Genomic DNA, 22,199 nt, shown 5'->3' with positions numbered 1-22,199 from the left:
CAAGAATGCCAAGCCCTTTAAATAAGGGTCAGAACCCAATTAATACGCACAGATAAATCGGATCAAATAAATTAGGGACATATCAAAGCAGGAGAAATGAGGACCGCGGATGTGGCTGATCCGGTGAGCGACTACCGAAGCGCGGGCCGCCCTGGGCGCGCCTTGCTCACACGCCGACTGGTCTGCTGCTGGATGCCGGCGATGAAATCCTCATCTCCCATGGCCCAGCCATGCAACACCGCCGCCTGGATCGACTGGACCTGCGCTTCAGACAAGCCTTCGCTCACCTTCTCTGCATAAGCAGCCTCTCGGGCGAAAGGCGTGTTACCGAGGGACCAGTACATCGGATGCGGCGTGAGGCGCTTGTCCTGCACCTGCCCCACGTAACTGCAATGGCTGGACCAGGGATACAGATGGGGCTGATCAACAACACCCGTCCGCACCGGCATGAGATCCAGAAAGCACATGTTTGAAATCAGATGGCGCTCGGCCTGCACCACGGTCGACCGGTACCGACCATCCCAGAGCGTGCCGCTTCGGTGGTGAAGGTCATTGAAGTAGCGCACATAACGGCGCCCCACCGCCTGCATCATCAAGGAAATGCCATCGTGGTTCGCGGGCGTAAGCAGCATATGGAGATGGGTGTCCATCAACACGTATGCGTGAAGTGCCACGCGAAACTGAAGCGCCTGCTCTGTCAACAATGTCAGCAAGGCTTGGCGATCGGCGTCCGATCTCACGATGACTTCGTGATTGTTGCCTCGCTGCATGACATGATGAAGGTTGCCGGGAATCGATAGTCGGGGCAATCGTGCCATGGGTTTCTGAGGGGGCAGCCGAACGGTAGGTCGTCCAGATTATGCAATCCAGCGCAGATTGCGAAGCAGGCGGGCCCGACCTGTCGCCACGGGCCACACCGCTTTTCCCCCGTGGCCTTTGCAGATCAGACTGCAGGCGGTCGCTGGTTCTGTGCTGCCCTCCTCCAGGCCGACTGAAGGCGCCAGGCCAGCAGCAAACCAGCCAGGGAGCATGTCATCGTCACAAGCCAGGTGGATTGCCACCCCCCCATCACCACCGCCACCCAGGCCACCAGCGGCGGCCCCAGAAACTGCCCGAGCGATGAAAACTGCTGCATCCAACCGACCGTCGTGGAGACGGTGCTGTTGTCTGGCGCCAAGCTCACGGCCATTCCAAACAAGGTACCCGGAATCAAGCCGCCCAGACAAGAGAAGAGCAGCACGGCTCCATACTGCAGCAGCGGATGCCCCACCGCTGCAAAGGTCAGCCAAGCGCCCACGGCCATGGCAACATAGCCCGTCGCGAGCAAAGCCCCTGGCCGCACGCCGAGGGACATACAGCGTCCTGCAGCAATATTGCCCACCATATTGATGCCAGCGGCCATGGCACTCATGGCGCCCGCTGCACCGGGTGTAAAGCCGGATTGGCCATAAATGGTAGGAAGAAAGCCGATCACCGCCATCCATTGACCGGAATACACGAAAAAAGCCAGCGCCACCAGCCAAGGTCCGGTGCTCGACAAGGTACGCATCAGCCTGGGCAGCAACACCGGCGTGTCGCCCGACCGACCACGCGCAGAACCGTCGGCCGCCACGCCACGTGCCAAACCGAGGGCTGCCGCCAGCGACAACAATGCCAGGCCCGCCCAGGCCCAGCGCCACCCCATCCAGGTCAACAGGGGCACGCCGAGCAACAGGGCCAGCGCCGTGCCCAGCGGCATGTACGCGCCCCACCAGCCCAGCGCCCTGGACAACACGGCCGAATCATGGACCTGCTGGCGCAACAAGGCAGGCGCGGGCAGCACCGCCAGCAAGAATCCCAGGCCTTCCAGCACGCGAGTCGCCAGCAGAAACTCGACATTGGGAGACGCGGCACCCAGCGCACTGCCCACAGAGAGAAAGATCAGACCCAGCAGCATCAGTTGCCGTGCACCGAAGCGATCGGCCATCAACCCGACAGGCAAGCCCAGCAGCATGCCAGCCAGCTGGACCAGGGACAACAGGAATCCGGCCTGCACCAGGGTCAGCCCCAAGGACGCCTGCAGCACAGGTATCGCGACCGGCATCTTTCCGACATGCAAGGCGCAGGTCACACCAACAACCACCACCAACGCAGCCGTGCCACGCGGACCCAGCATCTGGCGACGGCTCGACATCAGCGCACGACCACAGACTGTGCCGGCTTGTGCGCGGGTTCGATACCTGGCGGAAAGACCGAGGTCCCCATCAACCGCTCGTGCTCGCGAATGGCAAAGCGATCCGTCATGCCCGCAATGTGATCAGCCACGGCGCGGGCCAGTGACTGCTCGGGCAATGCCCCGTCTGTCATCTCCGCTGGCAGCTGCAGATACAGGGTGAACAGGTCGGTCACGACTTGCCGGGCCCTGTTCGTGTTGTCCATGACCTGGGGGTGACGGTACAGGTTTTTGTGCAGGAATGACTTCAAGGTATTGGACGCGGACTTCATCGCATCCGAGAAACCCACCATGGTCGGGAGCGTGCGCACCTCTTCTGCATCCGCGGCGCCCGCAGCCTCCAGACGCTGGCGCGTGGTGTCGATGACGTCGTAGACCTGTTCGCTCAACATCAAGCGGATCGATTCAAAGAGAAGCCTGCGGCCTTTCAGGCCCGGATATGCCTTCAAGGCTGCGCGCCGATGTTCGTCGAATAAGGGCACATCCTCCAGTTGCTCAAGTGCAAGCAAACCAGATCGCACGCCATCGTCAATATCGTGCGCGTTGTAGGCGATCTCATCGGCGAGATTACAAAGCTGTGCTTCAAGTGAGGGCGAGCCTCCATGCACAAACCGGGCACCCACGCCCCCAGGCTCTTTCTGTTCCAGAAGCAGGGCATTGGCAAGGGAGCAGTGCTTCAGAATGCCTTCACGGGTTTCAAATGAAAGGTTCAACCCGTCAAAGCCTGGGTAGCGTTCTTCCAGCTCATCCACCACCCGCAGACTTTGGAGGTTGTGCTCAAAGCCGTTGCGCCGTTCGTCGGTGTCTTCTGGCAGCGATTTCAAACACGCATTCAATGCGTCCTGGCCTGCGTGACCGAAAGGGGTGTGGCCCAGATCATGAGCGAGGGAAATGCCCTCGACCAGATCCTCATTCAGTTGCAAGGATCGCGCAATGCTCCGGCCCAACTGCGCGACTTCGAGCGAGTGTGTCAATCGAGTACGAAAGAGGTCGCCTTCGTGGTTCAGGAAGACCTGGGTTTTGTACACCAGGCGTCTGAATGCGGTGGAATGAATGACGCGGTCCCGATCACGCTGAAACGCCGATCGGGTAGGAGCCGCCGGCTCTTCAATCCGCCTGCCGCGGCTGCGAGAAGGGTCACTCGCGTAGCGCGCCAGCTGCCCCGCCACAGGGGGTTGATGCGCGTTCATGGCGTGGCGCAACTGCGGGTAATCACCTCGGCAACCAGATCGTCGGGCACCGCCTGCAGCCGGGCGCGGCCAGGTCCATCAATCACCACAAACCGGATCGCGCCACCCTCGGCCTTTTTGTCGACGTGCATCAGATCCATGTAGCGGCCCACGTTGTCGCGCGCGTCCAGCACAGGGGCAACGACAGGCAGGCCCGCCTTCCCGATCAGCGACTCTAGACGCCTGAGAAATTCCTGGTCGATCAGCCCGAGTGAGTGGGACAGACGTCCGGCCATTACCATGCCGCATCCCACGGCCTCGCCATGCAACCATGACCCGTAGCCCATACCCGCCTCAATGGCGTGGCCGAACGTGTGCCCAAAATTCAGTATGGCGCGCAATCCGGACTCCCGCTCGTCCTGACCCACCACCCATGCCTTGATTTCACAACTCCGCTTGACTGCCAGAGCCAACGCTTTGGCGTCGCGTGCCATCAAGTCGCCAATGTTGGCTTCGATCCATTCGAAGAAGGTCATGTCGGCGATGGGGCCGTACTTGATGACCTCGGCCATCCCCGCGCTCAACTCGCGCGCAGGCAGTGTTGAGAGCGTATCCAGGTCGCAGATGACCCGGAGGGGCTGGTAGAAAGCCCCGATCATGTTCTTGCCCAGGGGATGGTTGATGCCGGTCTTGCCTCCCACCGAGGAGTCCACCTGGGCCAACAAGGTCGTCGGGACCTGGACAAACGGGACGCCCCTCATATAGCAAGCTGCGGCAAAACCCGTCATGTCGCCCACCACGCCTCCGCCTAAGGCATAGAGCACAGTCTTGCGGTCGCACTGACGCTCAAGAAGCTTGTCGAATATCTGGTTCAGCGTTGCCCAGTGTTTGTGCGCTTCGCCATCGGGAAGCACCACGTTTTGTACCCTGGAATGGAGAGTCCCCAAGGCGGCCTCGAGCCGCTTGAGATACAAGGGCGCAACCGTTTCGTTACTGACGATCAAAGCCGACTGGCCAACGGCCAGGTCGTCAAAACTGCTGTCGGTTCCGATGAGGCCTGAGCCAATACGAATCTGGTAGCTGCGCTCACCCAGGGCTATGTCGACACACTCCACGCCCGGTTTCAAAACTGTCTCGTTCATGCCGGGAGTTTAGATCAGCGCCGTAAACGGGTGCGAAGGCCGGCTTCTAGGCGACTCAATCAAGAATGAGGTACACAGGTCGCCCGCACGGCGATTCGGCCTGGCCGTGAAACGCTCAGTCTACGAGGATGGCGTGCCCATACGGTGGCCAGCCAGCTCGAGCTGCATGGCGATCATGTTGACCAGCATGGCTACTGAGGGCCGCCCCGTTTCAATCACGTAATGCGCAGTTTCCCTGTACAACGGGTCCCGCTCCGCATACAGATCCCGTAGCTTGGTCAAGGGGTCTGCCACCTGAAGCAGCGGTCGGTTGCGGTCGTGCCGCAAGCGTCTGTACAGCTCGTCGGGAGAAGATCGAAGGTAAACCACCTTGCAGCGTCCGCGCAGATGTTCCCGATTCTCCGCCCTGAGGACAGAGCCGCCACCTGTGGACAGGACACAACCTGCGATCTGGGTCAGCGCGGCAATTTCATCGACTTCAATGTCGCGGAATCGCTGCTCACCTTCGAGCTCGAAGAACTCGCGGATCGAACATCCCAGGCGCTGCTCTATCCGGTTGTCTGAGTCAACAAAAGCCAACCCCAGCTTGCGCGCAAGGTGCCGGCCCACGGTGGATTTGCCGGACCCAGGCAAACCCACCAAGGCAACATTTATCATTGGCCAGGATTATTTGAAAGCACTGCGAACACCGGTTTACTCAGGCGCGGCGCTTGCGTGCTCACAAAGACTTCAGCCACACAAACAAGACATCTAACGATGCTCAGTCTTCTTCCGCTTCCCCTTCCTCTTCTTCCGCTTCAATCACGTATTCGACCAACACAGAATTCGAAAATACATCCAGCACCGTAATAGTAGCCGGATTCACGCAACCTGCACCCAACAACGTGCGAACCACAAACTGCGGGTCCTTCCCCCGCAATTCTACGAAACCATCGCCTTGCAATGGCAACGCCACATACTGCCGAGTGTTGTTCACAACCTGGATAGTGCCAATTTCAAACAGTTGCGGCAGCGATGGCTGAATACGAAACGGTGGTTGACCGCCATTGATCGTATGGACAACGTCCACGGTTCTACGCGTGTCGACGCAACTCTCCACGCCAATGGTCTGCTTCGTAGGGAACACCGACATCTCGCCCACGTCGCCCGCCTCGTCTCCACCACCACCGCAAGCCGCAGCCAATACTGCCACAGCCAACAAGCCGATTGCTTTTGCAACTTTCATACGATCAACCCTCAAATAATCTGTAAACAATGCACAAGACTTAACGACTCACGCCACGATCAGTGATCACTCTTGGCGTCAGGAATACCAGTAACTCGGATTTGTTGGCGGTGCGACTGCGGTTTTTGAACAGATTGCCGACCACTGGAATGTCACCAAACAATGGCACCTTGGTCACATCATCAACCTCGATCAGTTCAAAAATGCCGCCGATGACCACTGTGCCACCGTTCTCCACAAGCACCTGAGTCTGGACGTGTTTGGTATTGATGGCTATGCCGGCAGTGGTCGTTTCGCCACGACTGTCCTTGTTGATATCCACATCGAGAATGATGTTGCCTTCCGGCGTGATTTGAGGCGTCACCTCAAGCTTCAGATTGGCCTTCCGGAAGGCGATTGCAGTGGCGCCACTCGAGGTAGCCGTTTGATAAGGGTACTCCGTGCCCTGCTCGATCAATGCCTTCACCTGGTCGGCAGTGACAATGCGCGGGCTCGACACAATTTTGCCTCGTCCATCTGCCTCCAAAGCCGAGATCTCGAGGTTCAGGAACCTATTGGCTGCAGAACTGAAGAGGGACACGGCAAACGCGGCGGGATTGAAACCACCAGCGCCCGTAGAAGGAAGATTGACAAACGATGTATTGATGGTGTCGAGCGTATTTTCGCTTTCTACCGTGGTGCTGGATACGGCGTTGTAGCTCCCACCAATGGCAATGCGGTCTGATCCACCAATGGGGTACCCGGGCTGACCGCCCCGTACACCACGAAGATCACTGCCGCCCAGCCGCACACCGATGGATCGACCAAACCTGTCATCCGCCTCAACAATGCGCGCTTCGATCAAGACTTGGCGAATCGGAATATCCAGCTTGGCAATAAAGGCCTGAACCTGTTCCAGTTTGGATGGAATGTCAGTGACAAACAGCTGATTGGTTCGCGGCTCGGCAATCACGCTGCCACGTGGTGAAAGAATTCGAGCGCTTACCGCACCGCCAGCCCCGCCCGAGCTACCGCCTGCAGAAATCTGTGCGGCAATGTCTGCTGCCTTCGCATAGTTCATCTGGAAGCCTTGGGTCCGCAGCGTTTCAAGGCTCTCCAACGAGGCTTTGGACTCAAGCTCCTGCTTTTCACGTGCAGCAATTTCATCGTTGGGCGCAATCCAGAGAACATTGCCGTTCTTTCTCATCCCCAGGCCTTTGGCTTGAAGAATGATGTCGAGCGCCTGATCCCAGGGAACATCCTTCAGACGCAGGGTCACCGCGCCGGTGACAGAGTCCGACGTAACGACGTTGAAGTTCGTGAAATCAGCGATCACCTGCAGCAATGACCGGACCTCAATGTTCTGGAAGTTGAGCGACAGCTTCTCGCCGTTATAACCAGGGCCCTGGGTGAGCTTCGTCGGGTCGATGACCTGTTCTCGCACTTCAAGGACAAACTGGTTGTCACGCTGGTAGGCGGAGTGTTCCCAGTTTCCTTTGGGGCTCACCACCATGCGCACCCTGTCACCTGCCTGAGAGGTCACGATCGATTCCACCGGCGTGCCAAAGTCCGTCACGTCCAGCCTTCGTCTCAAGCCTTCCGGCAAGGATGTCTTGAGGAACTCGACAACGAGGTTTTGACCTTGCTGTCGAATGTCAACACCGACTTGATTGTTGGCCAGCTCCACCACGACCCGCCCGGCACTTCCAGCACCGCGACGGAAGTCGATGTCCCTCAAGGGAGCCACCTCATTGTTTCTGCTTTCAGCAAATGTCTGGGGCTCAGCCGGCGCCACAGTCGTGGCTGCAGAGCGCTCCAGCACAACAACCAGCGTCTTGCCATCCATGCTGGCCTGGTAGGCAGAAGGCTGCTTGAGGTTGATAACCACCCGGGTCCTATCGCCCGCCTGCACCACATTGGCTGAACGCAGATTGCCCTGATTCAATTCGATGGAGTTGCGACCGATTGCATTTGCCATGCCTGGAAAGTCCAATGCAATCCTAGCAGGGGATTGAATGGTGAACCCTGTAGGGACGGCAGACAAAGGTTCATTCGTTTCAATGCGAATGACTTCGACGCCACCCTGCACGCCACCTGAAAGCGATTTGATGGCATTTTGAGCCGTTGCCCAAGTCGAACCCAGAGCGACCAGTGCAAAAACCAGCCCCTTTCCGATCTGATGATGAATGGAGCGGGACATCATGCCCTTTGCTGGCTTGTTCATTGCGAAACTTCCTCTTGTAGCTGTAGCGCTGCTGGTCGTTGGGTCCATTCACCGGATGCATCTTGCACAATCTCCCGCAGAACGACCTCCGTCTCGGTGATCTGCTCGACGCGTCCGTAGTTTTGGCCCAGGTAATTGCCGGGGCGCACTTGATAAAGCAGGTTATCCACCTTCACCAAAGCCACCAGCTGGTCTTGCTGTCTCAGGCTTCCCACCATTGACATCACGTCCAATGGAAAGGCCTCAAGGGGTTGCTTACGGCGGTTGAGTTCGGGCTCAATCAATGAAGAGTTAGAGATTGGCGCACTTTGGCCACTTCGAAGGATGCTGGCGAGCTTCGCGCTGCTGAAGGGCTCTTCCAGGCTTTCCCCTGTATAGGATTGTGGTTCAAATTTCGATGGCTCTGGAATTGGGGTCACACTGGGTTGAATGCTGTTACGTTCAATTACCATCCATTCCTGCAATTCATCCTGGCTCGACGAAGAACACGCACCTAACATCGATACACATACAGCCGCCACAAGCCCGCTTGATATTCTTTTTGGAGTCACTTTTGCGCTCCTGCGGCTTGTGCCTGTTGCTGCAACGCTATCTCCTCTTCGTCCAAATAACGGAAGGTTTTAGCGGTTCCGTCCAAGGTCAATATACCTTCACGCTCTTTCATTGGTGTCAGCGAGAGATCATTTAGCGTGACGATTCGAGAGAGATTGGCAATATCAGAGGCGAACAAACCGATGTCGTGATAGCCCCCTGTTACACGAACTGTAATAGGCAATTCCGCGTAATACTCTTTGACAGCCACCTGCCCAGGCCTGAAGAGCTCAAATTGTAGACTCCGACCCAGCCCCGCCTGGTTGATGTCTGAAAGCAGCGCGTCCATCTCCGCTTTGCTGGGCAATTGTTTCTCAAGCTGGGTCACATAGGTCTGGACCTGTTCCAGTTGCTTACGCAACGCATCAAGGTTCACGGCCTGTTCGAGCTTGCTCCGATAGTCGGCACGGAGTTGTGTTTCTCGTGCTTTTTCGGCAACCAGTTGCTCGTCGACATCCTTCAACCACACAAACCACAAAGCTGCTATGACGGCCGCACAGACAGCCACGTACAACAGGTTTTTTGGCAGGTAAGGCCACTGAGAAGGGTCATTGGGATCCAGTCCAGAGAACTGACTCCTAAGCTGGTCCTGGATTCGCTTGAAATCCAGATTCATTGATTTAGATTTAGCCATGGTTTTCAATGATCTCGGTCAGACTTTTCCGGGCGTGCCCGTAGCGCCCGGTACCACAGCAGCACCAGTAGCATCTTTGGGAGCCGGCCGTTGAAGTGCGACCCTGACAGTGAAGTTAGACACGCGTCGTTGCTCCCTGTTATTGACAGGCACACTGGCAGCAACAATCTCTATCAGTTCGGGTCGCTTTAGCCATGGACTCTGATTGCCCAGATTTCTCAGCAATTCTGAGACCCGCTCCTGAGATTGAGCCACTCCAGTGAGCAGGACGCTCTGCCCTTCCTGCTTCATGGTCCTGAGGTAGATGCCATCCGGCAACTGGGAAACCAACTCATCCAATAAATGAACAGGAAGATTCCTATCTGCCTGCAGGTCTTCAACGGCCGTTTGGCGAGCCCGCAGAGAAGCAATTTCGCGCTGCAGACCGGCGATGTCCTTGATCTCTTCTTCCAGACGCGCAATCTCCTGCTGCAAGAAGCTGTTACGCGATTCCTGAGTAGATATCTGCCCTTGGTACCAAGTGAACACAGCGCCGCAAATGATGCCACCCAGCATCGCAGCCAGCGCGAGCTGCGTGAAGAACTGGTCCTTCTGGCGTTTTCGCGCAGCCTCCCGGTGAGGCAGCAGGTTGATCAAGATCATTGGTAAAACCTCCGCAGCGCCAGGCCTGTCGAAGTGAGGTAGGACGGGGCCTCACGGGCAATCTTGCGTGGCTGTATTGAAGGGGCCATATCCATGGCGTCAAAAGGATTGATCACCATGCAGGCAAACGACGTCTGATGGGTGATGGCCTCCGTCAGCCCAGGCAGAGACGCACTGCCACCAGCCAGCAGAATGTGATCCACCTTGTTGTAGGGCGTGCTGGTGAAGAAGAACTGAAGCGCGCGCCCGATTTCCTGGGCCATGCTTTCAATGAAGGGCTCGAGCACTGCGGAGCGGTAGTCGTCTGGCAGATCGCCCGATCGCTTCTTGGCCTCGGCCTCGTCAGACGAGAAGCCGTACTGCCGAACAATCAGCTGTGTCAGTTGCGCACCGCCAAAGGCCTGATCCCGCTCATAAAGCACGTCTTCATTGCGGATGACCTGCATGCTCGTGGTCAAAGCGCCGACTTCGAAAAGTGCCACGAGCGAATCCACGCCCTGGTTCGGCAAGGTCTCGATCACACGCCCGGCTGCCATACGGGACGCATAGGACTCCACGTCCATGACAACTGGCTTGAGCCCGGCTGCCTCGGCCAGACCTTGACGATCAGAGACCTTTTCCTTGCGAGAAGCGGCAATGAGCACTTCCACATCGCCCACCGAATTGGCACTGGGGCCGATCAGGCAGAAGTCCAGGCTCACTTCATCCAGGGAAAAAGGAATGTACTGGTTCGCCTCGGACTCGACCTGAGCCTCCAGCTCCTTGTCGGACAGACCGCCCGGCAGAATGATCTTCTTGGTGATCACCGCTGCGGCGGGCAATGCAAGCGCCACATTCTTGGTCTTGCTTCCGCTCTTGCGGACCACACGGCGCACGGCATCGGCCACTTCGTCGAATTTTTCGATGTTGCCGTCGGTGATCCAGCCACGCTCAAGTGGCTCCATGGCGCACCGCTCCAGCACCAGATCTCCAGACCGATTGCGACTGAGCTCGACCAACTTGACGCTGGAAGAACTGACATCGATTCCCAGCAATGGTGCCGATTCCCGGCTGAATAACGACCCCAATGAGCTCAAGGTGGCCCCCAGAATAGAACGCGCCCGAAGGCGCTAGACTTAAGAATTCACTTGAATGCTAGCAGCAAGCCCCTTGAGCAGCAAAGACATTTTGTCTTTGGAAGACAATGGAGCGTTGCCAAAAGCATACGCATTTTTTTACGCTTGTAGGTGCGGGTTACGACCACGCAGTCCTGAAACACACGACAGCGACCGTCAAGTGGGTCCTCACTCGCATCCACACAGCAGCACCATTTTTATAATCAGCTGCATATCTACCGACACACTGCATGCCCAAAGAACAAACAGCCTCGAACCACAGGTTTCGCAAACCAGTATGGATGGACCACCCCGCTTTGTGGTGGGTGATTCGCCTTGTGGTAGGTCTGGCCGGACTGGCGGCGGCAGGTGCGGCAGCATTGCTGACCGCCATCGCGATTGCGCTGGCCGTGGCGTACCCGAATTTGCCGGACGTCACCAGCCTCGCTGACTACCGCCCGAAGCTGCCGCTGCGTGTGCTGTCGGCGGACGGACAGCTCATCGAAGAGTTTGGGGAGGAGCGGCGCAACCTCCTGACCATCAAGGAAATCCCGGACGTGATGATCAACGCCGTGCTGGCGATTGAAGATACGCGCTTCTTTGAGCACAGTGGGGTGGATTACAGGGGCATGGTACGGGCGGCCCTGGCAAACCTGGGGCGAGCCAAAAGCCAGGGCGCGTCCACCATCACAATGCAGGTCGCGCGCAATGTTTACCTCTCTGCAGAGAAAAGCTACACGCGAAAGATCTATGAGGTCCTACTGACCTTCAAGCTGGAGCACATGCTCACGAAGGCGCAGATCCTTGAGATCTACATGAACCAGATCTTCCTGGGTCAACGGGCCTATGGTTTCTCTGCCGCCTCTCAAACCTATTTTGGCAAGCAGCTGAAAGATGTGACGATTGCCGAGGCTGCCATGCTGGCCGGCCTGCCCCAGGCACCTTCCGCTTACAACCCCATTTCCAACCCCAAACGCTCGCGTGCCAGGCAACTGCACATCATCGATCGCATGGAGCAGAACGGATTCATCACCTCTGCTCAAGCTGCGCAAGCCAAAGAAGAAAAACTGTCGATCCGGCGCGTGACCCAGAGTCGCATTCACGCCGAGTTCGCGGCCGAGATGGTGAGACAGGCCATGGTGTCTCAATACGGCGACGAGGCCTACACGAGAGGGCTGATCGTGACCACCTCCTTGCGTGCGGACGAACAAGTTGCCGCCTACAAGGCGGTCCGCAAAGGCGTACTTGACTATGAGAGCCGGCAAATCTACCGCGGCCCCGAGCTGTTCATTGATCTGCCCAGTGATCCGGCAGCACGGGATGAGGCCATTGACAACGCCCTGAATGAACGCCCAGACAATGACGACCTTCTTTCTGCCGTCGTGCTGGAAGCCGATCCGCGCAAGGTGGTGGCGGTGCGGCAGGATGGTGAACCGTTCGAGATCACGGGGGATGGCCTGCGGCCTGCGCGGTCCGGCTTGTCCGACAAGGCAGGTCCCAATATCAAGCTGCGCCCAGGTGCGGTGGTGCGTGTGCTGAAGACTGGCGAGAAAACGTGGCGAATCACCCAGTTGCCAGAGGTTGAAGCTGCGTTGGTGGCGCTGGACACGCGCACAGGTGCGGTGAGGGCATTGGTCGGCGGGTTTGATTTTCAGAAGAACAAGTTCAATCACGCGACACAGGCCTGGCGCCAGCCAGGTTCGAGTTTCAAGCCGTTCATCTACTCCGCTGCATTGGAAAAGGGTGTGTCGCCCATGACCGTGGTGAACGACGCACCGTTGTTCTACAGTGCAAGCGACACGGGCGGCAAACCCTGGGAGCCCAAAAACTACGATGGACAGTTCGAAGGTCCCATGTCGGTCCGCCGGGCCCTTGCAAAATCCAAGAACATGGTTTCAATCCGAATCCTTCAGCTCGTCGGGACTCAGAGTGCGCAGTCGTGGGTGACTCGATTCGGATTTGACAAGGAGAAACACCCACCCTACCTCACGATGGCGCTGGGTGCTGGCGCGGTGACTCCCATGCAAATGGCCAGCGGCTATGCCGTGTTTGCCAACGGCGGACACTTGATTACTCCCACGCTGATCACTCGAGTGACCGACCACAAAGGCAAAGTCCTGTTTGAAGCAAACCCACCTGAGTTGAATGATTCAACGCGTGTGATCGACGAGCGCAATGCTTTCGTCATGAACAGCCTGCTGCAGGAAATCACACGCTCAGGCACCGCTGCACGCGCCCAGGCTCTTGGACGACCGGACCTGTATGGCAAGACGGGCACCACCAACGATTCGGTGGACGCGTGGTTTGTCGGCTTTCAGCCCACTGTGGTGTCTGCGACCTGGGTCGGCTACGACACGCCCCGCAACCTGGGCAGCAGGGAAACCGGCGGCGGTCTCAGCCTACCCATCTGGATGTCGTACATGTCGCAGGCACTCAAAGGCGAGCCTGTGGCCACGTACACGCCTCCTCGTGGCGTGATCAGGGTGGGCGGCGAGTGGTACTACGAAGAATATGGGCCGGGCAACAGTGTGCACGGCATTGGCTTGGACGACCCCTGGCCAGGGCAGGCAATGGATCCCGCTTTGCTGGGTGGAACCGAACCCAGCCCGTCGGCACCGGCCACGCCACTCAAGTCTGACGACCGCCGCAGCATTCTGGACCTGTTCAGGAACTGAAGTCCAATGTCATGCCGGCCTGCTCCGACGCGAAGCGGCGAAGGTGATCCCAGAATTCACCCTGGTCTTTCGTGTCCATCCAGCGGCCGCCGTCGTACCGATAGTGAAATCCTCCGGCGCGCGCAGCCATCCAGATTTCCTGCAAAGGTTTCTGCAGGTTCACAATGATTTGGCTGCCATTGGGGAAGGTGAGCGTGATCATGCCACCCACGCGCTGGTTGTCGATGTCGGCGTCGCTGGTGTCGTTGATGCGATCACAAGCCAGCTCGATCCTGCGCAACAGGGCTTCAGCTTGGTCCAGATACTCGATGTCGGTCATTACAATGCGCAGATGAACAGAAAGAACCGGATTCTAGGCTCCACCGTCGGGACCGCACGTGCCATGTGCGTGTTCGCCCTGGTTTCGGGCGGGTTGCTTTTGGCCGGATGTGGTCAAAAGGGCCCTTTGTACCTCCCGGATGGCAATGGGACAAGGCCGGTGATCACGCCGTACCCGATCGAATCGGACCCGCTATCCGATGAGATCGTGCTTCCCCGCTGACTCTCATCGAGACGGACGTTTTGCAGCGGGACTTGGGGTGCGCATGAAACTGCGCCAGACCCGCCAACCCAGCAAAGACGTCAGGATTGCGGCATACACCGCCACTTCTGCGAAGTCGTTCTTGCCGCTGCGCATCCAGAAAAAATGCAGCACGGCCAACGCCGCCACCGCGTACACACTGCGATGAAGCCATCGCCAACGCTGCGCCCCCATGGCCCGGATGACGCGATCGAAGGACGTGGCGGCCATGGAAAGCAGCAACACCCAGGCCATCACTCCCACCAGGATGAATGGGCGCTTCAGCACATCGTCAACAACAGCGCCCCACACGAATTCCATGTCAAACCATGCGTAGGCCAGCAGATGCAGGCTCGCATAAAAGAACACAAACAAACCCGCCATGCGCCTCATCCGGGCCAGCGCAGGCCACCCCGCCCAGGTGCGCACAGGGGTCACAAGCAACACAATCACGAGAAAACGAAGGCTCCAATCGCCCAATGACCGGATCAGGGCCTCTGCCGGGTTCGCCCCCAGTTGATCGTTCACAGCGCTCCAGATCAACCAGATGGCAGGCAGACATCCACCTGCAAAGAGCAGCGGCTTGGCCGTCCAGTGCATCAACCACTGGTTGACCCACTTGGGCGATAACGACGCTGGGCGAGCAGCGGTTTTCACATGGTTCACCAATGAAAGACCCTCATTCGTGGGCCGGGCTTGGCCGGAGATCGACGGAGGCACGCGGCGCCTGCAAATCTCAGTAGTGTTTCTTCAGATCCATGCCGGCATACAGCTGACCCACTTGAGGCTCGTACCCGTTGAACATCAGCGTCTTACGCCGCTTGGCCAGCAAGCCACCTTCTTCGCCAATGCGGCGTTCCGTGGCCTGGCTCCAACGCGGATGAGACACATCAGGGTTGACGTTGGAATAGAAGCCGTACTCCTGGGGCGCAGAGAGGTTCCATGAGGTGGACGGCTGTTTTTCAGTGAAGCGGATTTTCACCAGCGACTTGCCGCTCTTGAAACCGTACTTCCAGGGCACCACCAGCCGCACCGGAGCACCGTTCTGGTTGGGCAACACCTCGCCGTACATTCCGAACGTCAACATGCTCAGCGGATGCATGGCCTCGTCCAGGCGCAGCCCCTCCACATAGGGCCACTGAAGCACATTGGAACGAATGCCGGGCATCATTGTGGGATCCGCCAGCGTGATGAACTCAACATACTTGGCGCTGCCTTGCGGCTGAACCTGCTTGATCAGCGCAGACAGCGAATAACCCACCCAGGGAATCACCATGGACCAGCCCTCCACGCACCTGAGTCGATAGATGCGCTCTTCCATGGGGGACAACTTCAGAAGGTCGTCCAGATCCAGCGTTTGTGGCTTGTTGATCAGCCCCTCCACCGCAACCGTCCACGGCCTGGTTTTCAGGGTTCCGGCACGGCGCGCGGGGTCGGCCTTGTCCGTTCCGAACTCGTAGAAGTTGTTGTAGGTGGAGGCGTGCTGGTAGCTGGTGATCGCTTCTACCGTGCTCGCGCCCGCCACGCCGGACCTCGCGCCTGACAGCGCAGCCAGCTTTCCCGGTGGGGGAACGGATGCCGCTTGCGCCAAGGCCTCTCTCGACGCCCATGCAGCCATGGAGGCTCCGGCCGCGCCCAAAGCCATTTGTTTGAGCAAGGTGCGCCGGCCCAGATAGGTTGAACGCGGCGTGATTTCAGAGGGCTGCGGATGCTGGAACCCGTCGCTGGAGGAAAGAATGATCATGCAAAAGCTCCTTCGTGACCGGTTGGTCGTGCGAATGCCACCATTCTTTCAAAGTTCGGTGAAAAATTTGGCCGGGCTGCCACCAGACCTTCAGGAGTACGGGTTTCCCGGAACCAAGACCCGACGCCCCGGGCGGGAAGAGTGCAGCGTCAGAGTTCGCCGTAGCTGTGAAGGCCTGAAAGAAACATGTTCACCCCCAGGAAGGCGAACGTGGTCACGGCCAGCCCCACCAGGGCCCACCAGGCAGCGACCGTGCCGCGCAGCCCCTTCATCAGGCGCATGTGCAACCAGGCGGCGTAGTTGAGCCACACGATCAGGGCCCAGGTCTCTTTGGGATCCCAGCTCCAGTAGCCGCCCCAGGCTTCTGCCGCCCACAAGGCGCCCAGCACGGTAGCAATGGTGAAGAAAGCAAAACCGATGGCAATGGCCTTGTACATCACATCGTCCAGCACCTCGAACGATGGCAAGCGCGATGCAATGCGATGCCGGGCCGCGAGGATGCCGCCCACAATCAGCGCCGAGACACCAAAGTAGACGAACCAGTAGCTGCCCCCCTTCTCCAGTGAAGACTGGCGAAACACCAAAGGCTCAAGACACAACACCACGCCCAGCACCCACAAAGGTGCCAGCTTGTACCAGCGGGTTTCACCTGCGCTCTGCTTGATGAGGTAAGCGAAGGCCAGCATGGCCGCAATGGCGAACGTGCCATAGCCAACAAAATTGGCGGGCACATGCAGCTTCATCCACCAGCTTTGCAGCGCCGGTATCAGCGGCTGGATTTCGTGTGCCTCCCGAACCACCGTGTACCAGAGCAGGAAGCCAACTGCAGCGCTGACCACCAACATCGCGAAGGCACCCATGGCGCGTGTGCGGTACTGATCTTCGTAGTACAGGTAGAACGTGGCCGTCATCCAGCAAAAAAGAACGAACACTTCGTACAGATTGCTGACGGGAATGTGGCCGATATCAGGGCCGATCTGATGGCTCTCGTACCAGCGCACCATCGTGCCCACCAACGCCAGAGTCACCGCCACCCAGGCCATACGCGACCCCAGCAGTTCGAAGGTGTCCCCCGCACGCGTGAACATGCCCAGCCAGTAGAAGGCCGTGCTCATGAAGAACAGCATGCTCATCCAAAGGATCGCAGACTGGCTGGAGATGAAGTACTTGAGCAGAAACGCCGTGTCGGCACGGGCCAGGTCGGCACCGCCGGCTGGTGTCTGGTACAGCCAGATCGCCAGCAGCGACAGCGCTGCCACCACCACCACAAGCGCCCTCAGCGGGCGCCAGAACCACCCGAGCCAGATGACCGAAGGCAGTGTGCCGACGAGGATCGCTTTTTCGTACCCGTCCATCGCCTGGTTGTACAGAGCGAAAGCCGCTGCGCCCCCGGCCAGCACGAGCAGGGCAAACAACCAGTCCCATGCATCGCGGCGGGCAAAGTAGCCCGGCTGCAGTCCGGTGCCGAGACCGCCTTTCTTGAGTTCGATCGTCTGGGTGGCGGTGGTCGTGTTCATGGTGTCACCTTCAACAACTTGCTTTTCAAAACATCGAACTCCCAGTCGGCTTCCATCGTCTTCCGGTTGGTGGACAGTGCCATGCTGGCCAGGGCGGCCCGCTCACCGGAGGGCGTCAGCCAGACCCAGAGCCGCCGCTCGCGCACATAGAGCATGGCAAATACGCCGACGATCAGCAAGAGGCAGCCGAGGTAGACAATGTTCTGCCCGGGCGCCCGGGCCACCTGAAACACGCTCGCCTGAATGTGCTCAAAGTCCTTGAGCTGAAAGGTCATGGGTGCCGGGTACAGGAAGCTGTCGCTCAGACTGATGACGGCGGCCGTCATGAACTTCTGGGTGAACTCGTCGCGCTCCATCGGAGGCAAGCCGTCCCGCTCGCGGCTGAGTTGCATCAACTCGAACAACACGCCGTTCAGAATGCGCACCAGCACGTCGCTCGCCCGCTCCCTTTCTTCCGCCGGCACATTCGCCTCAAGAAATGAAGACATGGCGGGCAATCCGCCCAGTATCGGCGGCATATCCGGCGCGGTTCGCAGGGACTCGGGCATTGAAATCCGCTCGGCGCCAGCAAACAGACCCACTGCACGGGTGGCCGACGCAATCAACGCCTCCGCCAGGTCCGCGCGCCCGCCTTCCACGGCCTGCTCGGCGTACCGCTTCACCGCCTCGGCTCTCATGGAGGCATCGGCCAAGCCTGTTCGCAATCGCACAAACCCTTCGATGGAGTCCTGTTCGTCGGCCGGGATGCGCAAATACCTGAAGGTATCCGATGTGTTTTCGCGCAGTCCCAGCAGGAACATGCGCATGCCATCAAGCTCCATGGGCAGCATGTAGTTGTGGTATTCGACCGCCTGACCAGCCGAGTCGCGAAGCTTGTAGGTGATGCTCGGGCCCACATTGCGCAACACCTTTTCGGTCACCGTCTTGTGTCCCGAGCCCAGCCGACTTTCGATCGCACCTCGCAAGTCCACCTTGCGCACATCTACCGCCTGGTCATTCCCCATGTCGCCAAAGTTTTCGACGTTGATCACACGCAGGCCGGTGTACTCCAGCGTCATCTGTTCATCGCCATTGCTGAGCGCACTGGAGCCTCCGATGACCCCTTCGATTTCGAACGGGCGCATGGGCCTGGTCAACGGAACCGCTTGCAGCTTGACGCGCGAGCCGCCATCGTCAAAGCTGGACTGGTAGATGTTGATGCCCCGGTGGCTGGCTGGGTGGTTGACCTCTACTCGAGCTGCCTTTTGCTCGCCGGTCTCGGTGTCGTGAATCACGATGTCGCTGGCAAACAGCTTGGGCATGCCGGTGTCGTAGTACTCGACAATGAATTTCTTGAGTTCGACGCGAAAAGGCAGATCCTGCAACAACACGCCGGCAGGCTGAGCCAGGATGGCGGTGCCCGCCGTCGTGCCTTCGGTGACCAGCAGGTTGCCCCGGAAGGTGGGATTGCTGGCCGACAATCGGTGCTGGGCGGGCACATCAGCAATCAACCCACCACCCATGAACGGCGTTTTTCCGTTGAACCACATCTGGGCACGGACCATGAGATCGCCGTCAAGCAAGCCACCGATGCAGACCAGAACGATCGCACTGTGCGCGGCAAGGTATCCGATCTTGTTCGTGGCACCGGTCTTGGCCGCCACCATCCAGCCCACGCCACCAGGCGTTTCCCGCGACTGCAGCTTGACTTTCCAGCCTGAGCCTAACAAGGCCTGCCCGATGCGGTTGGCTGCAGCCTCCGGTTTTTCGTCCAGTTCACTCTCTGCACGGTGAGGAAAAGCCTTGAGGCTCTGCTCCCGGATATTCTCCTTGTAGGCGCGGAAGTCCACCAGGATCTTGGGAGTGTTGCGGGCGATGCACAAGCTGGTACTGATGACCAGAAAGGCCAGAATGGTGAGGAACCACCAGGCGCTGTACACCGAAAAGAGACCAGCACTGGCAAACACATCGGCCCAGAATGGGCCAAACTGATTGACGTAGTTGTTCTGCGGTTCGTGCTGTGTGACCACTGTGCCGATCACCGATGCGATACAGATCACTGTGAGCAGTGAAATGGCGAAGCGCATCGACGACAACAACTCCACCACATCGCTGGCGAAGCGAGAGCCGGTACGCAACTGCACTCCCTCGGTGGAGATGGTCATGAAAAATCAGTGAGTGAAAGGCAAGAAAAAGGGGCGTGCCCGGCCAGACCAGAACGCGCCCCAGTGTGATGCAGTTATTGACGGCGGGTTCAATCGCAAGCGTTGAAACGGTGCATTGTGCCGTCAAATATCAATGAAAGCTTATATCCCGGCATTTTCCGGGGTCACCGCCCACGCTCAACGCAGGCCGGCAATGTAGTCAGACACCGCACGAATCTCTTCGTCGGTCATGTGCGCCGCGATTTGCGTCATCTGATTACTGTTCTTGCGGGCGCCGCTTCGGAACAGGTTCAGCTGGGTGGCGGTGTACTCTGCGTGCTGGCCAGCCAGGCGGGGGTACTGCGCCGGAATGCCTGAACCGGTGGGGCTGTGACAGCCGGCGCACGCAGCCACTTGCCGATCGGCAATGCCACCACGGTAAATGCGCTCACCCAGGCGAACGAGTTCTTTGTCCTGGGCAAAGCCAGTGGTCGCTTTTTGACTGGCTACCCAGAAGGCAATGTTGCGCATGTCATCATCGGACATTGAACTCGCAAAGCCCTTCATGATGGCGTTGTCGCGCTTGCCCGATTTGTACTCTTGCAACTGCTTGATCAGGTACTCTGGGTGCTGCTGCGCAAGTTTGGGGTTGGCGGGGGTGGTGGAATTGCCGTCAGCGGCGTGGCATGCCACGCACACCTGCCCGAATGTGGCCGCGCCTTTGCCCAAGTCAGGCTTGACTGTCTGGGCTTGAACGCTGAACGACAAAGCCGCAGCTGCAGCGGCGCAAATGAACGAAACGGGCAATTTCATGACTGGGCAGGCGTCGGTAGCGACGGGTTCGGGTTAAGGAAATTCGCGGTTTGTCTGGTGTTAGCCGATCAATTTTACAATGCCCCACTGGGAAACCCTTTAATGACCGAATACCCTAGTCCCCCACCTTCCGGCGCCGTCGCGCAGGGCAAACCGCTCAAAGTGGGAAAAGTCGATCCTCCAGGGTATCCAGATCCCAAGATCGCCCACGGCTGGCTGCACACAGCCCGCTTCCTCACGACCGCGCCCCAACTCGAACACCTGCCGGTTCTGGATCTCCCCGAGATCGCCTTCGTCGGGCGCTCGAACGCCGGCAAATCCACCTGCATCAACACACTGACGCAGCAAAAGCGGCTGGCTTTTGCGTCCAAAACCCCGGGCCGCACCCAGAGCATCAACCTGTTTTCGCTCGGTAAACAAGGCGTGCACGACGCCGTGCTGGCCGACCTGCCAGGCTACGGCTACGCGGCGGTCCCAAGGGAAGCCAAACTGCGCTGGCAAAGGGTGATGGGCAACTACCTCATGACCCGCCCCAACCTCAGGGCGGTGGTACTGCTGTGCGACCCCCGGCTGGGCCTGACCGAACTCGACGAAATCCTGCTGGAGGTGATTCGCCCCAGGGTGGAACAAGGACTCAAGTTCCTGGTGTTACTGACCAAGGCCGACAAGCTCAGCCGAGCCGAAGCGACCAAGGCACTCTCGATTGCCCGACTGCAGTGCGGCGGAGGCGAGGCACGGTTGTTCTCTGCGCTGAAGAAACAGGGGCTGGACGAAGTGGCGCAGCTGCTGTGGTACTGGACACACGATCCACAAGCCACCGCGCTTGGCGCAGTGGAGCAGGAGGCCCCCGAAGACGAGCCGCCGGCCCTGGACTGAAGCGCTTCAGTCGAATTACCCTCCGTCTGGCCCTCTGAAGGCCTCAGGCGTAGGGCGAAGGCTCACCCGGCGGCCGGGTCTTGAACCGTTTGTGGACCCAGTAATACTGCTCCGGCATTTCCCCGATCATGGCTTCCAGCTTCTGGTTCATGACCGCGGTGTCGGCCTGAACATCCTTGGTTGGAAAGTCTTGCCATGCGGGGTGAACGGTCACTTCGTAGCCCTCCTGGGTCATGCGACTGACCACGGGAACCACCGAGGCACCTGACAGGCGTGCAAACCGGGAGAGCGACCCCAGCGTCGCTGTCTGCACACCGAAGAACGGCACAAAAACGGAGTCTCGTGCGCCGTGATCCATGTCGGGCAAAAGATAGAGCGGCTCTCCCGCACGCAGCGCCGCGATCAAGGGTTTGAGCCCCTGCCGCCTGGCCACGATGTGTGGCTCCCCGAACCGCTGCCTGCCTTGTGCCATCCAGCGGTCCACATCCACGTTGAGCTGCTCTGCATAAATTCCGCAAAAACGGCGCTCGAGGTGCGCGGTCAGCGCCGTCCAGCCTGCGTCCATGCCCACGAAATGGGGCGCAAACAATACCGTGGGTGCGTTCCCCTCCAGGGCCTGCAAATCGCCGCAGAGCTTCAGCCGCTTGCGCACCACGGCGGGCGTGCCTTCCCACAGCCAGCCGCGATCCAGCCAGGCTTGGGCAAACACGACGAAGTGCCGCCGGATGGCGCGGTTGCGCTCCGCTTCCGTCTGGTCCGGAAAACACAGGGACCAGTTGATGCGGGCGATGCGGCGGCGACGCAGCACGACCACGTGCAGCAGCGTGCCCAGGAGCCAGCCGATCGCGCGCACCCAGGACAAGGGCAACACGGACAGCAGGCGCATGAAGGCCAGCCCCAGGCGGTTGCCTAACCGCGCCAACCCACTCGAAGCGGGCGAATTTTGCTCAAGACTCATTGTGGAACCGTTCGGGAAGCAA

The 22,199-nt window shown here is 59.0% G+C and carries 21 protein-coding genes; 3 read left to right on the top strand and 18 right to left on the bottom strand.

Translation table 11 applies throughout. The annotated features are described in order from the left end of the window. Positions 1 to 131: 131 nt before the first annotated feature. From J2W49_RS15000 to J2W49_RS14950, 11 genes are all read right to left on the bottom strand, one after another. Positions 132 to 818, bottom strand: a complete 687-nt coding sequence (locus J2W49_RS15000; protein ID WP_310317672.1) for a transposase — start codon at positions 816 to 818, stop codon at positions 132 to 134. Between the two features lie 125 nt (positions 819 to 943). Continuing rightward, positions 944 to 2,173 carry an MFS transporter gene (locus J2W49_RS14995; protein WP_310317669.1) on the bottom strand — a complete coding sequence of 410 codons (1,230 nt, stop codon included), beginning with the start codon at positions 2,171 to 2,173 and terminating at the stop codon, positions 944 to 946. Further along, the gene (locus J2W49_RS14990) at positions 2,173 to 3,402 is read right to left on the bottom strand and encodes a deoxyguanosinetriphosphate triphosphohydrolase (RefSeq protein WP_310317666.1); all 1,230 of its coding nucleotides are present in this window, start codon (positions 3,400 to 3,402) and stop codon (positions 2,173 to 2,175) included. The genes J2W49_RS14995 and J2W49_RS14990 overlap by 1 nt, the downstream gene beginning before the upstream one ends. After that, on the bottom strand, positions 3,399 to 4,523 hold the full coding sequence (gene aroB, locus J2W49_RS14985) for a 3-dehydroquinate synthase (RefSeq protein ID WP_310317663.1): 1,125 nt from the start codon (positions 4,521 to 4,523) through the stop codon (positions 3,399 to 3,401). Before aroB ends, J2W49_RS14990 begins: the two co-directional genes overlap by 4 nt. A 120-nt stretch (positions 4,524 to 4,643) precedes the next feature. Then, positions 4,644 to 5,177, bottom strand: a complete 534-nt coding sequence (locus J2W49_RS14980; protein WP_310318338.1) for a shikimate kinase — start codon at positions 5,175 to 5,177, stop codon at positions 4,644 to 4,646. A gap of 106 nt (positions 5,178 to 5,283) precedes the next feature. Next, a complete protein-coding gene (locus J2W49_RS14975) occupies positions 5,284 to 5,748 on the bottom strand; it encodes a hypothetical protein (RefSeq protein ID WP_310317661.1) in 465 nt (154 codons plus the stop codon). Between the two features lie 40 nt (positions 5,749 to 5,788). Then, positions 5,789 to 7,951, bottom strand: coding sequence for a type IV pilus secretin PilQ (locus tag J2W49_RS14970; RefSeq protein ID WP_310317659.1), 2,163 nt, complete (start codon positions 7,949 to 7,951; stop codon positions 5,789 to 5,791). Further along, positions 7,948 to 8,451 carry a pilus assembly protein PilP gene (locus J2W49_RS14965; RefSeq protein ID WP_310318335.1) on the bottom strand — a complete coding sequence of 168 codons (504 nt, stop codon included), beginning with the start codon at positions 8,449 to 8,451 and terminating at the stop codon, positions 7,948 to 7,950. The genes J2W49_RS14970 and J2W49_RS14965 overlap by 4 nt, the downstream gene beginning before the upstream one ends. Positions 8,452 to 8,498: 47 nt before the next feature. Beyond that, positions 8,499 to 9,176, bottom strand: coding sequence for a type IV pilus inner membrane component PilO (locus tag J2W49_RS14960; RefSeq protein ID WP_310317657.1), 678 nt, complete (start codon positions 9,174 to 9,176; stop codon positions 8,499 to 8,501). A gap of 18 nt (positions 9,177 to 9,194) precedes the next feature. Beyond that, positions 9,195 to 9,818 (bottom strand): PilN domain-containing protein, encoded by a 624-nt coding sequence (locus J2W49_RS14955; protein ID WP_310317654.1) that lies wholly within the window; start codon positions 9,816 to 9,818, stop codon positions 9,195 to 9,197. Next, a complete protein-coding gene (locus J2W49_RS14950) occupies positions 9,815 to 10,894 on the bottom strand; it encodes a pilus assembly protein PilM (RefSeq protein ID WP_310317651.1) in 1,080 nt (359 codons plus the stop codon). The genes J2W49_RS14955 and J2W49_RS14950 overlap by 4 nt, the downstream gene beginning before the upstream one ends. A gap of 320 nt (positions 10,895 to 11,214) precedes the next feature. Between J2W49_RS14950 and J2W49_RS14945 the strand changes: the two genes are divergently transcribed. Continuing rightward, positions 11,215 to 13,587: a penicillin-binding protein 1A gene (locus J2W49_RS14945; RefSeq protein ID WP_310317649.1), complete on the top strand. Its 2,373-nt coding sequence runs from the start codon at positions 11,215 to 11,217 to the stop codon at positions 13,585 to 13,587. Here J2W49_RS14945 and cyaY read toward each other — a convergent pair. Continuing rightward, positions 13,577 to 13,906 (bottom strand): iron donor protein CyaY, encoded by a 330-nt coding sequence (gene cyaY, locus J2W49_RS14940; RefSeq protein WP_310317646.1) that lies wholly within the window; start codon positions 13,904 to 13,906, stop codon positions 13,577 to 13,579. The genes J2W49_RS14945 and cyaY overlap by 11 nt on opposite strands. A 12-nt stretch (positions 13,907 to 13,918) precedes the next feature. On the opposite strand from cyaY, the gene lptM reads away from it, so the two are divergent. Continuing rightward, a complete protein-coding gene (lptM, locus tag J2W49_RS25750) occupies positions 13,919 to 14,128 on the top strand; it encodes an LPS translocon maturation chaperone LptM (protein WP_405001031.1) in 210 nt (69 codons plus the stop codon). A gap of 3 nt (positions 14,129 to 14,131) precedes the next feature. Here the strand turns inward: lptM and J2W49_RS14935 are convergent, their stop codons facing one another. The 5 genes from J2W49_RS14935 to J2W49_RS14915 all read right to left on the bottom strand — a co-directional run bounded on the left by J2W49_RS14935 (position 14,132) and on the right by J2W49_RS14915 (position 20,343). After that, positions 14,132 to 14,746, bottom strand: coding sequence for a protein-methionine-sulfoxide reductase heme-binding subunit MsrQ (locus tag J2W49_RS14935; protein WP_310318332.1), 615 nt, complete (start codon positions 14,744 to 14,746; stop codon positions 14,132 to 14,134). A gap of 136 nt (positions 14,747 to 14,882) precedes the next feature. Beyond that, complete coding sequence (gene msrP, locus J2W49_RS14930) at positions 14,883 to 15,890, bottom strand: protein-methionine-sulfoxide reductase catalytic subunit MsrP (protein WP_310317643.1); 1,008 nt, start codon at positions 15,888 to 15,890, stop codon at positions 14,883 to 14,885. Between the two features lie 149 nt (positions 15,891 to 16,039). Continuing rightward, positions 16,040 to 17,407 carry a c-type cytochrome biogenesis protein CcsB gene (gene ccsB, locus J2W49_RS14925; RefSeq protein ID WP_310317640.1) on the bottom strand — a complete coding sequence of 456 codons (1,368 nt, stop codon included), beginning with the start codon at positions 17,405 to 17,407 and terminating at the stop codon, positions 16,040 to 16,042. Then, entirely contained in the window at positions 17,404 to 19,551 is a 2,148-nt protein-coding gene (locus J2W49_RS14920) for a cytochrome c biogenesis protein ResB (RefSeq protein ID WP_310317637.1), read from the bottom strand. Before J2W49_RS14920 ends, ccsB begins: the two co-directional genes overlap by 4 nt. 177 nt (positions 19,552 to 19,728) lie before the next feature. Then, complete coding sequence (locus J2W49_RS14915; RefSeq protein WP_310317634.1) at positions 19,729 to 20,343, bottom strand: c-type cytochrome; 615 nt, start codon at positions 20,341 to 20,343, stop codon at positions 19,729 to 19,731. A 102-nt stretch (positions 20,344 to 20,445) separates the two neighbouring features. On the opposite strand from J2W49_RS14915, the gene yihA reads away from it, so the two are divergent. Continuing rightward, complete coding sequence (yihA, locus tag J2W49_RS14910; protein WP_310317630.1) at positions 20,446 to 21,219, top strand: ribosome biogenesis GTP-binding protein YihA/YsxC; 774 nt, start codon at positions 20,446 to 20,448, stop codon at positions 21,217 to 21,219. A 43-nt stretch (positions 21,220 to 21,262) separates the two neighbouring features. On the opposite strand, the gene J2W49_RS14905 is transcribed toward yihA, so the two are convergent. Next, complete coding sequence (locus J2W49_RS14905; RefSeq protein ID WP_310317627.1) at positions 21,263 to 22,177, bottom strand: LpxL/LpxP family acyltransferase; 915 nt, start codon at positions 22,175 to 22,177, stop codon at positions 21,263 to 21,265. Between the last annotated feature and the right edge of the window lie 22 nt (positions 22,178 to 22,199).

It is taken from the genome of Hydrogenophaga palleronii (assembly GCF_031457455.1).
GTDB classification, from domain to species: domain Bacteria; phylum Pseudomonadota; class Gammaproteobacteria; order Burkholderiales; family Burkholderiaceae_C; genus Hydrogenophaga; species Hydrogenophaga palleronii_A.
This window is presented reverse-complemented; position numbering and strand designations above follow the sequence as displayed.

Bases quoted from the DNA above. Each gene is read 5' to 3' on its own strand.
- J2W49_RS15000 (WP_310317672.1), bottom strand. From the start codon at position 818: ATGGCACGATTGCCCCGACTATCGATTCCCGGCAACCTTCATCATGTC.
- J2W49_RS14995 (WP_310317669.1), bottom strand. From the start codon at position 2,173: ATGTCGAGCCGTCGCCAGATGCTGGGTCCGCGTGGCACGGCTGCGTTG.
- J2W49_RS14990 (WP_310317666.1), bottom strand. From the start codon at position 3,402: ATGAACGCGCATCAACCCCCTGTGGCGGGGCAGCTGGCGCGCTACGCG.
- aroB (WP_310317663.1), bottom strand. From the start codon at position 4,523: ATGAACGAGACAGTTTTGAAACCGGGCGTGGAGTGTGTCGACATAGCC.
- J2W49_RS14975 (WP_310317661.1), bottom strand. From the start codon at position 5,748: ATGAAAGTTGCAAAAGCAATCGGCTTGTTGGCTGTGGCAGTATTGGCT.
- J2W49_RS14970 (WP_310317659.1), bottom strand. From the start codon at position 7,951: ATGAACAAGCCAGCAAAGGGCATGATGTCCCGCTCCATTCATCATCAG.
- J2W49_RS14965 (WP_310318335.1), bottom strand. From the start codon at position 8,451: ATGTTAGGTGCGTGTTCTTCGTCGAGCCAGGATGAATTGCAGGAATGG.
- J2W49_RS14960 (WP_310317657.1), bottom strand. From the start codon at position 9,176: ATGGCTAAATCTAAATCAATGAATCTGGATTTCAAGCGAATCCAGGAC.
- J2W49_RS14955 (WP_310317654.1), bottom strand. From the start codon at position 9,818: ATGATCTTGATCAACCTGCTGCCTCACCGGGAGGCTGCGCGAAAACGC.
- J2W49_RS14945 (WP_310317649.1), top strand. From the start codon at position 11,215: ATGGACCACCCCGCTTTGTGGTGGGTGATTCGCCTTGTGGTAGGTCTG.
- cyaY (WP_310317646.1), bottom strand. From the start codon at position 13,906: ATGACCGACATCGAGTATCTGGACCAAGCTGAAGCCCTGTTGCGCAGG.
- lptM (WP_405001031.1), top strand. From the start codon at position 13,919: ATGAACAGAAAGAACCGGATTCTAGGCTCCACCGTCGGGACCGCACGT.
- J2W49_RS14935 (WP_310318332.1), bottom strand. From the start codon at position 14,746: ATGCACTGGACGGCCAAGCCGCTGCTCTTTGCAGGTGGATGTCTGCCT.
- msrP (WP_310317643.1), bottom strand. From the start codon at position 15,890: ATGATCATTCTTTCCTCCAGCGACGGGTTCCAGCATCCGCAGCCCTCT.
- ccsB (WP_310317640.1), bottom strand. From the start codon at position 17,407: ATGAACACGACCACCGCCACCCAGACGATCGAACTCAAGAAAGGCGGT.
- J2W49_RS14920 (WP_310317637.1), bottom strand. From the start codon at position 19,551: ATGACCATCTCCACCGAGGGAGTGCAGTTGCGTACCGGCTCTCGCTTC.
- J2W49_RS14915 (WP_310317634.1), bottom strand. From the start codon at position 20,343: ATGAAATTGCCCGTTTCGTTCATTTGCGCCGCTGCAGCTGCGGCTTTG.
- yihA (WP_310317630.1), top strand. From the start codon at position 20,446: ATGACCGAATACCCTAGTCCCCCACCTTCCGGCGCCGTCGCGCAGGGC.
- J2W49_RS14905 (WP_310317627.1), bottom strand. From the start codon at position 22,177: ATGAGTCTTGAGCAAAATTCGCCCGCTTCGAGTGGGTTGGCGCGGTTA.